Origin of the sequence: Limnohabitans sp., assembly GCF_034680285.1 — a bacterium.
Lineage (GTDB): Bacteria > Pseudomonadota > Gammaproteobacteria > Burkholderiales > Burkholderiaceae_C > Limnohabitans_A.
Map to the genome: position 1 here is coordinate 86,982 of NZ_JAXITC010000005.1, position 12,397 is coordinate 99,378.

Consider the following 12,397-nt stretch of genomic DNA (forward strand, 5'->3'; position numbering starts at 1 on the left):
CGCCTGCTCAGCAGCGCAGACCCGTCCAAGTTATGCAGCTTCATGGCTCAACCCACTTCACCGGATGCGATGCGGCGCAAGGCTTGCTCAAAGACCTCGACCGGCTGCCCACCCGAAATCAAGTGCTTGTCATTGATGATGATGGCGGGCACCGAGCGGATGCCTGCCTGGGTGTAGAACTGCTGGCGCTCGCGCACTTCGGCTGTATGGGCATCGCTCGCCAACACAGCGCGAGCAGCCGCCACATCGAGCCCAGCGGAAGCCACGGCCGCCAACAAAACTTCGGCGTCTTCCACGCACTCGGCGCGGCCTTGGTAGGCCTGCAAGAATGCTTTTTTCAGGGCGTGCTGTGCACCCGCGCCTTGGGACTCAGCCCAATGCAACAAGCGGTGAGCATTGAAGGTGTTGTAAACCCGACCCCGACCACCGGGGTGGAACTCAAAACCCACCTCCGCCCCCCGTGCGGCAATGTTTTGGCGAATTTGCGCCTGCTGCTCGGGGGTGGAGCCGTATTTCTCGGTCAGGTGTTCACCCAAATCTTGCCCACCTGCAGGCATATGGGGGTTCAACTCAAAAGGCTGAAAGTGCAGCTCAGCCTGTACCTGGCCGTCCAGCCTCTCCAAGGCTTTTTCCAGTGCGCCCAAACCCACAGCACACCATGGGCAAGCGATATCGGAGACAAAATCGATTTTCAAAGTGGTGGTCATTGTGGGCTTTCTGCAAATGGCACCTGCACACAGTCAGGCAATGTCAGCATTTTCTCTGCTGCAGCAAGGGTTCGCTGCCGTGTACCCACAAAAACCCAGTCCCCGCAAGGGCGGCGCTTCAAAACAATAGGTTCTTGAGTAAGGCGTCATTGAAGGCCGCTTCGGCTTCATAAGGCACCCAATGCCCTGCACCGGCCACAGTATGCCAAGCACCCCAATTCGGAGATAAAGCGGGCATGACCGATTGCAGCTCGGGCATGCGGCCTCGGTACAAAGCGTCGTGTTCGCCATAAATGGCACTGACCCTTGCCTGAATGTGCGGCAAAGTTTGCGCCAGGATATCGGTTGACGACAAGCGCCTGCGGGGCATCCGGTCGCGTTGCACATTGGCCGAGTGCAGGCTCAGCGCTAAATCATCAAGCGACTCGGGCCTTTGCAGCATCAAGGCCATCAGGTTGTGGCGGTGCACCTCCGCTTGCGCCTCAGGCGTGGGCAAATGCCGCCAACCTTTGAGTCGCACGCGATCAGAGACGGTCAAGCCCATGCCGGGCGCACCCACCAGCACCAGTTGCTCGGCATCCAGTGGGTATTGCGCAAGCCACAAGGCCCCAGCCATGGCACCAAACGAAAAACCCGCGAAACGGACCCCATGCCCGGACACGCCGCCAGCTTGCAACTGCGACAGGCCCGCGTGCAAATGCTCAGGCAAGTGATCTACATCGGTGCAGCCTGCTGGCAAATCCGAATCGCCAAACCCTGGCAAATCAGGCACCAGCACGCAGTAACCGGCATCGCGCAAAGGCGCAATGTTGCGCACCCAATGCGTCCAGCTGCCGCTGCCACCGTGCAGCAAAACCACCACGGGCTGAGATGCATCACCCCAAACATGCCAGACGGTCTTGGCGTTGTCGTGCGTGGTCACACAGCGTTGCGCCCCGGCCAAGGACGCTGCCAACTCTGAAGACAAAAAATGGGGCAATTCCGCCGGATGACTGGTGAGTGTGCTCATGGCTGATCAAACTGGGGGATCGGCATCAAGGCAGCCGGGGGTGCTGCAAGCGCCAGACTTTGAAGGCGGCTGCGGTGGCCACTGCACTCGTCAATACGCTGACCATAAACACACTGCGCAAACCCCAATGCTCGCTGATGAGCCCGCCCAATAAAGCGCCGATCACCCCTGGGAAACCGTAAGCGATGACGGTGTACAGCGCTTGGCCCCGGCCACGCAAACGGCCCGGGAAATGGTGCGAGATCAAGGCGATGCAGACCGTGTGGTGGGTCGCGAAAGTGATGGCATGCAGCGTTTGCGCCAAAAGCAGCACCCACAACACGTCCGCCCAGGCCGCCGTCAAGCCCATGCGCAGCAGCATGGTGGCCGAGCACAGCACCAGCCAAGCGGTCAGGGGCATGCGCGGCAACCAGCGCGACTGGCTGAAAAACCACACAATTTCGACCGCCACCGACACCGCCCAGAGCAGACCGATCATAGTTTTGCTGTAACCCAAAGAATCCAGGTACAGCGAGAAAAACACGTAAATGCCAATGTGCGACAACACATGCAAGAAAGTGGATGCAAAAAACCATTGCACCGGTTTTTGCTTCAAAACTGGCCGAACAGGCACATGGGTTTGGGCATGGTGACTCGCCTCTTTCACATCCGGCATCCACCAAACGCTGAGCAAAACGGCCCCCAAAGTCAACACCGTCCAAGCTGGAAAATGCTGCATGCCAAAGGCCTCGAACCAGGCCCCGGCGGCGAACACCGTGACCAAAAACCCCAAGGAACCCCAAAGACGAACACGGCCATAACGTTTGGTATCAAAAGCACCACCCTGACTCACCAAGTGCGCCATGGCTGCTTCGCTCATGGGCATCATGGAACTGGTGTGGGTGAACATGACCAAGAGCACCAAGCCCAGGCCCACAGGCCCCCAATCCCAAAACAGCAGGCAAGCCGACGCAAAAGCCACCCCTGCGCCAATGCGCAGCAGCTTCACACGCTCGCCCGTGCAGTCACTCAAGGCGCCCCAGGCATATGGGGCAAACAGACGGGTGGTCGCCTGCACGGCCGTGAGCACACTGATGGTCAGCAAGCTCAGTCCCATGTCTTGCAACCACAGTGGCAAATAGGGGTTAAAGAACCCGATGTGCGCAAAGTAACTCGCCGACAAGGCGGCAAACGGCAAAAGCTGCCGGCGATCGGCCATGCCTTAGGGCTTGGCCGCTGGAATCGGCGCCAGGTCGTGCTCGACATCACCGCACTGGGCGCGGTGCTGCAAGGCGTGCTCCATGACCACCAGCGCCAGCATGGCCTCGGCAATGGGCGTGGCACGGATGCCCACGCACGGGTCATGACGCCCCTTGGTGATGACCTCGGTCGGCTGGCCAGCCGAGTCAATGGATTCGCGGGCAATCAAAATCGAGCTGGTGGGTTTGACGGCAATCGACACCTCGATGTCTTGCCCGGTGCTGATGCCGCCCAGCACGCCACCCGCGTTGTTGCCGACAAAGCCTTCTGGCGTGAGCGTGTCGCCTGCAGAGCTGCCCTTTTGCGTGACGCAGCCAAAACCGGCACCAATCTCCACGCCCTTGACCGCGTTGATGCCCATCATGGCGTAAGCGATGTCTGCATCGATCTTGTCAAACAGCGGCTGGCCCAAGCCAGCGGGCACGCCACGCGCCACCACCCTCAGGCGGGCACCGCACGAATCGCCCGACTTGCGCAGCGCGTTCATGTAGTCCTCCAGAGCCGACACATCGGCCACCGGGGCAAAAAACGGGTTATTCGGCACATGGTCCCAGCTATCAAAGCCAATCGGCACATCACCGATCTGGGTCATGCAGCCGACAAAGGTGGTGCCAAATTTTTCTTTGAGCCACTTCTTGGCCACCGCTCCGGCAGCCACCATGGGTGCCGTGAGGCGGGCCGAAGATCGGCCACCGCCACGCGGGTCGCGCAGGCCGTATTTGCGCCAGTAGGTGTAGTCGGCGTGACCTGGGCGGAAGGTTTGCAGGATGTCGCCATAGTCCTTGCTGCGCTGGTCGGTGTTGTTGATCAGCAGGCAAATCGGGGTGCCGGTCGTCAGGCCTTGGTAAACGCCCGATAGGATTTGCACCACATCGGGCTCGTTGCGCTGGGTGACGAATTTGCTGGTGCCGGGGCGGCGACGGTCCAGATCGGGCTGGATGTCGGCCTCGCTGAGCGGCATGCCCGGGGGGCAGCCGTCGATCACGCAGCCAATGGCCGGGCCGTGGGATTCACCAAAATTGGTGACCGAGAAGAGATTTCCGAATGTATTGCCGCTCATGGATGGGGATTATCCCAGAGCGGCGGGGCCAGATCTCAGAGCTTGACGTCTTCGGCCTCGGGCGCTGAGCCATCCGGCCAGTCGCGGATGTAGGCCTTGAGCATCTTGTTTTCGAAGTTCTGGCCATCCACCACGGCTTTGGCCACGTCGTAAAAGCTGATCACACCCATCAGCATGTTGCCTTCCATGACCGGCATGTAGCGTGCATGGTGCTCCAGCATCATGCGCCGCACCTCGTCGATGTCGGTCTCGCCTGTGCAAGTCAAAGGCTGGCTGTCCATGGCTTCACTCACCAGAGAAGTACCCGCTTGCCCCCCGTTTTTGACAATTTGTAGAATCACTTCTCTGAAAGTCAGCATGCCCGCCAGAGTGCCTTTGGCCATCACGACCAAGGAACCCAGGTCTTTTTCGGCCATGTCGGTCATGGCACGCGCCAAGGGTTCGTCAGTTTGGACCGTGAACAAAGTACCGCCTTTGACGCGGAGGATGTCGCTGACTTTCATGGTGTGTCTCCTGAGGGTCGATATCGATGAGATTGACTGCCAATATAGCCCACAATGAACGCTAAAAACAGCGCTCAGGCGGCGCCCTAGCTTTCTTTTTTCGGAGACAACCATGGCTGGTTACAGCGATCCCGGTTTTGACACTTTGGCCCTGCACGCAGGCGCAGCGCCCGACCCGAGCACGGGCGCCAGGGCCACGCCCATTCACCTGACCACCTCCTTTGTGTTCGAGTCATCGGACCAGGCCGCTGCCCTCTTCAACCTCGAGCGCCCCGGCCACGTCTACAGCCGCATCAGCAACCCGACCAACGCGGTACTCGAGCAGCGCATCTCGGCCCTTGAAGGCGGCATTGGCGCCATCACAACATCCAGCGGACAGGCCGCTTTGCACTTGGCCATCGCCACCCTCATGGGCGCGGGCTCGCACATCGTGGCCTCGTCAGCCCTGTATGGCGGTTCACACAACCTGCTGCACTACACCTTGAGCCGCTTTGGCATCCGCACCACTTTTGTCAAACCTGGCGATTTGGACGCTTGGCGTGCCGCCGTGCAGCCCGACACCAAACTCTTTTTTGGCGAAACCGTGGGCAACCCCGGCATGGACGTGCTGGACATCGAAGCCGTGAGCGCCATCGCGCACGAAGCGGGGGTGCCGCTGCTGGTGGACTCCACCCTCACCTCGCCCTGGCTCATCAAGCCCTTTGACCACGGGGCAGACCTCGTTTACCACTCGGCCACCAAGTTTTTGTCGGGACACGGCACGGTGGTGGGCGGCGTGGTGGTCGATGGCGGCAGTTTTGACTGGGACAAATCGGGCAAATTTGCCGAGCTGAGCCAAGCCTACGAAGGCTTTCACAACATGGTGTTCAGCGAAGAAAGCACGGTGGGCGCCTTCTTGCTGCGCGCCCGGCGCGAGGGCCTGCGTGACTTTGGCGCCTGCATGAGCCCGCACACCGCCTGGCTGATTTTGCAAGGCATCGAGACCCTGCCCCTGCGCATGGCACGCCACATGGAAAACACCGCCAAAGTGGTCGAGTTTTTGGCCGCGCACCCGCTGGTCAGCCGCGTGGGCCACCCCATTCTGGAGAGCCACCCCTCGCACGCCTTGGCGCAAAAACTGTTGCCACGCGGCGCGGGCTCGGTGTTCAGCTTCGACATCAAGGGCAGCCGCGCTCAAGGCCAAAAGTTCATCGAAACCCTCAAGGTCTTCAGCCACCTGGCCAATGTGGGCGACTGCCGCAGCCTGGTGATCCACCCGGCCAGCACCACGCATTTCCGCATGACGGACGAAGCCTTGGCCGCAGGCGGCATCGGCCCCGGCACCATCCGTTTGTCGATTGGCTTGGAAGATCCGGCTGACTTGATTGACGACCTGAAAAAGGCACTCAAAGCAGCCGAGAAAGCGGAGGCCTGACCATGAAAATCTCCGTTCAAGGCCACGACCTCTACGCCTACACCGCCGGCAAAGACTTCAACCCCGCGCAGCCCACTGCCGTGTTCATCCACGGCGTGCTCAACGACCACAGCGTCTGGATTTTGCAGACCCGCTACATGGCCCACCACGGCTGGAACGTGTTGGCCATCGACCTGCCCGGGCACTGCAAAAGCGAAGGCACACCGCCCCAAAGCGTGGAAGAAGCGGCCGACACCGTCATCGCGCTGCTCGATGCGCTGAAGATTGAAAAAGCCGCGCTGATCGGCCACAGCTTTGGATCGCTCATCGCGCTCGAAGCCACCGCCCGTGACGCCGCCGCTCACCCGAGGCGCGTGGGCCACTTGGGGATGGTCGGCACCGCTTACCCGATGCGCGTGTCACCTGCCTTGCTCAATTTGTCGGTCAGCGACCCGTTCAAGGCCATCGACATGGTCAACAGCTTCTCGCACTCGACACTCGCCCCACCCCCTTCTGCCTTGGGCCCTGGCACATGGCTGTATGGCGGCAGCAAGGCGCTCATGCGCCGGGTACTGGCCAGCAACACACAAGTCAATGTGTTCCACACCGGCTTCAAGGCCTGCGACAGCTACAGCGGAGCCGAGGCTGCGATGCCCCAGATCACCTGCCCCACCCTGTTTGTGCTGGGCAGCGCCGACCAGATGACACCACCCAAAGCCGCACGAAGCCTGATCGATCTGTGCCAAAAGTCCAAGGTGGTGAAGCTGCCCGCAGGCCATTCGCTCATGACCGAAGCGCCCGAGGGCGTGTTGCAGGCGCTCAAGGATTTTTTGAAACCATGAGCGTGACGAATATTCGCGAGCAAGGGCTCGCTCTTACACCATGAATGCATTGACTGACCACATCACCCCACCCTTGTCGACGGCCAGGGCAAAAGAGATCGCTCAGGCCCTCGACCTGCGGGCCTTGCCGCGCGACTTTCTGGACAACCCATACCCGGTCTATGCCGCACTGCGCGAGTCCGAGCCTTTCAAGCGCATGCCTGACGGCTCGTATTTCCTCACGCGCCATGCCGATCTGGTGGCGGTGTACCGCGATGCCAAGGTCTTCAGCTCCGACAAGCAGGTCGAGTTTGGCCCCAAATACAACCACGCGCCTTTCAACCAGCCCCCCTACGCCACTTCGAGCGGTGTCTCCCCGCTGTTTGAGCACCACACCAGCAGCCTGGTCTTCAACGACCCACCCCTGCACACCCGGGTGCGCCGCTTGATCATGGGCGCCCTCACCCGCCGCGCCATCGAGGCCATGGAGCCAGGCTTGGTGCAGTTGGTCGACAGCCTGCTGGACAAAATAGAGGCTCAAGGCGGTGGCGACTTGATCGAAGACTTTGCCTCGGCCATTCCGGTCGAGATCATCGGCAACCTGCTGGGCGTGCCGCACGCCGAGCGCGAGCCCTTGCGCGGCTGGTCGCTGGCCATTTTGGGGGCGCTCGAGCCATCCCTCACGCCAGAGCAAGAAGCACTGGGCCACCGCAGCGTGAGCGAGTTTTTGGCCTATCTGCGCCAATTGGCGGCACAGCGCCGCCAGCAGCCCGGCGACCCGGAGCACGACGTGCTGACCCGCTTGATTCAAGGCGAGGAAAACGGAGACGCCCTGAGCGAAGTCGAGCTGATGCAAAACTGCGTGTTCCTGCTCAACGCCGGGCATGAAACCACCACCAACTTGATCGGCAACGCGCTCATCAGCCTGCAGGAATGGCCCGAGCAGCGCAAACAGCTCCAAGCCGACTTGATGCAGGCGGGCACTGAAGAAAAGCGCGAACAGATCATGGGCCTTGCGGTGGACGAGTTTTTGCGCTTTGAATCGTCCAACCAACTGAGCAACCGCCGCGCGGTTCAAGCCACCCAGGTCAACGGCATGGACTTGCCCGCAGGAGCCTTGGTCACGCTGTGCATCGGTGCGGCCAACCGCGACCCTGCCGTGTATGACAACCCCGAACAACTGAACCTGCGCCGCACCGGCAACAAGCACCTGGCCTTTGGCTTTGGGGTGCACCAGTGTGCGGGTCTCAGCTTGGCTCGGCTCGAAGGCCGCATCGCCATCGGGCGGTTTTTACAGCGCTTTCCAAATTACCTGCTCACTCAAGCGCCCCAGCGCGGTGGCCGGGCGCGGTTTCGCGGCTTCTTGCACGCGCCATTTTCAATCCAATAAGCCCCAGGAGACAAGCCATGGACACCCCCGAAACACAAGCGCCTCAGCACACCAGCTTTGCCGAGTTCTACCCTTTTTACCTGAGCGAGCACAGCGACCGCACCTGCCGCCGCATGCATTTTGTGGGCAGCACATTGAGCCTGGTGTGCTTGGCCATGTTGGCCGTAACCGGCAAACCGCAGTACTTTTTGTATGCCTTGCTGTGTGGCTACGGCTGCGCCTGGATTGGGCATTTTGTGTTCGAGAAAAACAAGCCCGCCAGCTTCAAGCGCCCCCTCTACAGCTTCATGGGCGACTGGGTCATGTACCGCGACATGTGGCGCGGCCGGGTGAGCTTTTAAGCGCTCACCTCGGTAGCATCTGGCCCAAGCGGATCTGGTCCAGACCCGTTTGCTGCCAAATCGGGTCGGCCGCAGACCCCCGCAACACCAGCAATCGGTCGGCCAACGGGGCCACCGTGGCCAGCGCGGGGTCCACCAGCAAAACCTGGCGGGCTTGACCTTGGTCGTTTTGCTCGGTCAGGCGCCCCACCCAATCGAGGCCACGCAAGACCTCCAGCACCTGACGCAGCTCGCTCGATTCCACCCGCAAGCGCATGGCCAACTCGTCGGTGCTCAATCCCCGCCGCTCTGACGCCTTAGCCGCGTTCAACTCGCCCAAAACTTCCAAAGCCAGCTTGAAGGTCCAGCCCGCCCCCTCGGGTTTGCGCCACTCTTGCCGGCCCAACTCGGGCAAACTGGCAGCCAACACGGCCCCCAGCAGCACCAGCAGCCAAGTCACGTAAATCCAGACCAGCAAAATTGGCAACGCAGCGAAAGCGCCATAAATCAGCGAATAAGTGGGCACCTCCAGCAGGTACAGGGCCATGCCTTTTTTGGCCAACTCCAAGGCCCCAGCGACAAAAAAGCCAGCAGTGATGGCATGACGCCAGCGCACGCGGGTGAAGGGCACATAAAAATACAAACCACTCACACAAGCGGTGAGCAGCAAAAACTCAAAACTGTCGAGCAACCAGCGGACCGAGCCGGGCAACACATCGACCACATCGCGTGAAGCCGTCGCCACATAAGACGTGATGGCCAGGCTGGCCCCCAAAAACAAAGGCCCCAAGGTGATCGACGACCAATACAACAAGACCCTTTGCGCCAAAGGCCGCTGGCGCTGCAAGCCCCAAATCTGACCCAAGGTGCGCTCGATCGTGACCATCAAAAACACGGCCGACATCAACACCGCCACCAAACCCACCGAGCCCAAGCGGCTGGCTTTGCGCGAAAACTGGGTCAAATAGCTGAGCACCTGACGGGCAATGCTCTCGGGCACCAAACTTTCAATCAGCCAGCGCTGAATCGTGTCTTGGAACTTGCCAAACACCGGGAACGCTGCAAAAACGGCCAAACCCACTGCAAACAAAGGCACCAAAGCCAGCACGGTGGTGAAGGTGAGCGAACTGGCACTCACGCCCAAACGGGCATCCCGAAAGCGCTCGGCCAACACGCCGGCCATTTGACGCCAGGGAAAAACCAACAACTCTTGCCACCAAAGAGCGGCATGGGCGCGTAAAGAGGTCTTGGACAGGGAAGATTGCATGCCCGGTATGATGCCACCGCAATGAACACACACACAGAAAACAACCCCGCAGGCGTCGATTTCACCCGCTGGATGGCCGTCGGCAGCCTGCTGGGCCTCATCGTTTTGGGCTTGGCTTGGGAACTTTGGCTGGCACCCTTGCGCCCGGGTGGCTCTTGGTGGGCCATCAAGGTATTGCCGCTGTGCATTCCGCTGGCGGGTTTGCTCAAAAACCGCATGTACACCTACCGCTGGGTCAGCATGCTGGTGTGGCTTTACTTTGTAGAGGGCGTGGTGCGGGCTTGGGGCGACGCCTGGCCGTCCAACGCGCTGGCCGGACTGCAAACCCTGCTGTGCACCACCCTTTTTGTGGCTTGCGCTTTGCATGTGCGAATCCGCTTCAAAGCCGCCAAAGCCACGGGCAATTTTGTGCCTGTGCCACGGGACTGAACACCATGACCACGACCTTGTTAGATCAATTGCGCCAGATTTGTGGCCACGACAACGTGCTCACGCACGAGGACCCGGCTACCGACTTGAGTCCTTGGGAGCAAGACTGGCGCAAACGCGTCACAGGTCGTGCCCTGGCCGTGGTGCGCCCGGGTGACACGGCGCAAGTGGCCGCCGTGGTCAAAGTTTGTGCCGCAGCGAATACTCCCATCGTTCCGCAAGGCGGCAACACCGGGCTGGTGGTAGGCGGCGTGCCCAACGGCTCGGGCACACAAATTGTGCTCAGCATGACCCGCATGAACGCCGTGCGGGCCATCGACCCGGCCAACCTCGCCATCACCGTCGAAGCTGGTTGTGTGCTGCAAAACCTGCAAGCCGCTGCCGAAGCCGCAGGTTTTCTGTTCCCCCTGAGCCTGGGCGCCGAAGGCAGCTGCACCATCGGCGGCAACCTGGGCACCAACGCAGGCGGCACGCAAGTCGTGCGCTACGGCAACACCCGCGAGCTCTGCCTGGGCCTGGAAGTGGTCACCGCACAAGGCGACATCTGGCACGGCTTGAGCGGCCTGCGCAAAGACAACACGGGTTATGACCTGCGCAACTTGATGATTGGCAGCGAAGGCACGCTGGGCATCATCACCGCCGCGACCATGAAGCTCTACCCCCAGCCCGCTGCACAACTCACCGCTTGGGCTGCTGTGCCGAGCATGGAAGCAGCCGTGCAACTGCTGGGGCTGGCCCACCAACGACTGGGGCCGGGCCTGACGGGCTTTGAAGTCATGGGCCAGTTCGCCCTGAGCTTGGTGGACAAACACTACCCTCAACTGCGGGTGCCGCTCTGGCAAGAAACGCCTTGGTGTGTGTTGCTGGAGAACTCCGACAGCGAAAGCGAAAGCCATGCACGGGGACAGTTCGAAGCCCTGCTCGAAGCGGCGCTGGAACAAGGCTGCGTGACCGATGCCGTGGTCGCTGAAAATCTGACGCAGGCCAAAGGCCTGTGGCACATCCGCGAGAGCATCACGATGGCGCAGGCCCAAGAAGGCCTGAACATCAAACACGACATCAGCATCCCGGTCTCGCGCATCCCGGCCTTTGTGGCCGAAACAGACGCCCTGTTGGCCCAAAACGTGCCCGGCGTGCGCATGGTGGACTTTGGGCACTTGGGCGACGGCAACCTGCACTACAACGTGCAAGCGCCCGAAGGGGCGGATGGCCAAGCTTTCTTACGCGAGTTTGAAGACAAGGTGAACACTTGGGTGTTTGACCAAGTCAAACGCTTTGGCGGCTCCATCAGTGCCGAACACGGCGTTGGCGAGCAAAAAGTGAACAAGCTGCCGCTTTACAAAGACCCCACGGCCTTGGCCATGATGCGAGCGGTGAAAAAAGCCCTGGACCCGCAGAACATCATGAACCCGGGGCGGGTGCTGGGCTGAGACGCCCAGCCCGCCTGGCTCACTTCACCACAGCCGCATCGGTCAACTTCTTGAGCAAAGCAGTGCGGCGGTTCTGGACCACGGCGGCTTGCAGCAGGTTTTTGCTCTCGTCAAAACCGGGCACCTGGTAAGGGCGCTTGCCCGCCAGCTTGACCACATGCCAGTAAGGACCGACCTGAATAGGCGCGGCCGACACCGCGCCCGGCGCCAAGTTGACCACCACATTGGAGATGGCCGGGGCAATCTGATCGGGCAAGAACCAGCCCAAGTCACCGCCTTTGTCTTTGCTCGGGTCCATCGAACGGGACTTGGCCAGGGCATCAAAGGCCTGACCTGAGCGCATGGCCGTCATCACCGAACGGGCATCGGCTTCGGTGGCCAGCACGATGGTCGAAATCTGGAACTGCTGCAGATCACCACCAGCCTTCAAGGCCTTCACCTGGCGCTCGTACTCGGCTTTGAGTTCCGCCTCGGTGATCGGGTTTTTGGTGAACTCGTCGTTCAGCACCAACTCGATCAACAGGTTTTGGCGCATCGCCGCCAACGCATCTTGCGTGGCAGGCAGTTTGTCGAGCCCCCGCTTTTGCGCCTCTTGCGCCATCAGCTCACGGGCCACAAGCTCTTGTTTGAGCGCCGCACGCAACTCGGGCGTGTCTTTTTGGCCCTGGGCCACGTTCGCTTGCACATTGCGGTCCATCAAGCGGGCAGCGATGGACACACCGTTGACCACGGCCACTGGGGCGTCGGCCGACAAAGCCACACCAGAAAAACACACCGCACCAGAAACACCCAATGCAGCCAACCAAAACTTAGAACGAATTTTCACAAT

Annotated in this window: 13 protein-coding genes; 6 read left to right on the forward strand and 7 right to left on the reverse strand. The window is 60.9% G+C overall.

Annotation, left to right across the window (positions count from 1 at the left end; translation table 11 throughout):
• Window positions 1-47 precede the first annotated feature (47 nt).
• The 5 genes from SWE17_RS06035 to SWE17_RS06055 form a co-directional block, all read right to left on the reverse strand.
• The gene (locus SWE17_RS06035; protein ID WP_322992206.1) at window positions 48-707 is read right to left on the reverse strand and encodes a DsbA family oxidoreductase; all 660 of its coding nucleotides are present in this window, start codon (window positions 705-707) and stop codon (window positions 48-50) included.
• A 118-nt stretch (window positions 708-825) separates the two neighbouring features.
• Window positions 826-1,716, reverse strand: coding sequence for an alpha/beta hydrolase (locus tag SWE17_RS06040; RefSeq protein ID WP_322992207.1), 891 nt, complete (start codon window positions 1,714-1,716; stop codon window positions 826-828).
• A gap of 25 nt (window positions 1,717-1,741) precedes the next feature.
• The gene (locus SWE17_RS06045; RefSeq protein ID WP_322992208.1) at window positions 1,742-2,914 is read right to left on the reverse strand and encodes an MFS transporter; all 1,173 of its coding nucleotides are present in this window, start codon (window positions 2,912-2,914) and stop codon (window positions 1,742-1,744) included.
• 3 nt (window positions 2,915-2,917) lie between these two features.
• Window positions 2,918-4,015 carry a chorismate synthase gene (gene aroC, locus SWE17_RS06050; protein ID WP_322992209.1) on the reverse strand — a complete coding sequence of 366 codons (1,098 nt, stop codon included), beginning with the start codon at window positions 4,013-4,015 and terminating at the stop codon, window positions 2,918-2,920.
• A 35-nt stretch (window positions 4,016-4,050) separates the two neighbouring features.
• A complete protein-coding gene (locus tag SWE17_RS06055; protein ID WP_322992210.1) occupies window positions 4,051-4,518 on the reverse strand; it encodes a CBS domain-containing protein in 468 nt (155 codons plus the stop codon).
• A 112-nt stretch (window positions 4,519-4,630) separates the two neighbouring features.
• On the opposite strand from SWE17_RS06055, the gene SWE17_RS06060 reads away from it, so the two are divergent.
• From SWE17_RS06060 to SWE17_RS06075, 4 genes are read left to right on the forward strand one after another with little or no spacing between them, the layout of a single operon-like run.
• Window positions 4,631-5,932, forward strand: coding sequence for an O-acetylhomoserine aminocarboxypropyltransferase (locus SWE17_RS06060; RefSeq protein WP_322992211.1), 1,302 nt, complete (start codon window positions 4,631-4,633; stop codon window positions 5,930-5,932).
• Window positions 5,933-5,934: 2 nt separating this feature from the next.
• Window positions 5,935-6,753 (forward strand): alpha/beta hydrolase, encoded by an 819-nt coding sequence (locus tag SWE17_RS06065; RefSeq protein WP_322992212.1) that lies wholly within the window; start codon window positions 5,935-5,937, stop codon window positions 6,751-6,753.
• 40 nt (window positions 6,754-6,793) lie between these two features.
• A complete protein-coding gene (locus SWE17_RS06070; RefSeq protein ID WP_322992213.1) occupies window positions 6,794-8,122 on the forward strand; it encodes a cytochrome P450 in 1,329 nt (442 codons plus the stop codon).
• A gap of 17 nt (window positions 8,123-8,139) precedes the next feature.
• Window positions 8,140-8,463: a DUF962 domain-containing protein gene (locus SWE17_RS06075; protein WP_322992214.1), complete on the forward strand. Its 324-nt coding sequence runs from the start codon at window positions 8,140-8,142 to the stop codon at window positions 8,461-8,463.
• Between the two features lie 4 nt (window positions 8,464-8,467).
• On the opposite strand, the gene SWE17_RS06080 is transcribed toward SWE17_RS06075, so the two are convergent.
• On the reverse strand, window positions 8,468-9,709 hold the full coding sequence (locus SWE17_RS06080; protein ID WP_322992215.1) for a YihY family inner membrane protein: 1,242 nt from the start codon (window positions 9,707-9,709) through the stop codon (window positions 8,468-8,470).
• Window positions 9,710-9,730: 21 nt separating this feature from the next.
• Between SWE17_RS06080 and SWE17_RS06085 the strand changes: the two genes are divergently transcribed.
• Window positions 9,731-10,138: a DUF2069 domain-containing protein gene (locus SWE17_RS06085; protein WP_322992216.1), complete on the forward strand. Its 408-nt coding sequence runs from the start codon at window positions 9,731-9,733 to the stop codon at window positions 10,136-10,138.
• Window positions 10,139-10,143: 5 nt separating this feature from the next.
• Window positions 10,144-11,568, forward strand: a complete 1,425-nt coding sequence (locus SWE17_RS06090; protein WP_322992217.1) for an FAD-binding oxidoreductase — start codon at window positions 10,144-10,146, stop codon at window positions 11,566-11,568.
• A gap of 19 nt (window positions 11,569-11,587) precedes the next feature.
• On the opposite strand, the gene SWE17_RS06095 is transcribed toward SWE17_RS06090, so the two are convergent.
• Window positions 11,588-12,394 carry a peptidylprolyl isomerase gene (locus SWE17_RS06095; RefSeq protein WP_322992218.1) on the reverse strand — a complete coding sequence of 269 codons (807 nt, stop codon included), beginning with the start codon at window positions 12,392-12,394 and terminating at the stop codon, window positions 11,588-11,590.
• Window positions 12,395-12,397 lie beyond the last annotated feature (3 nt).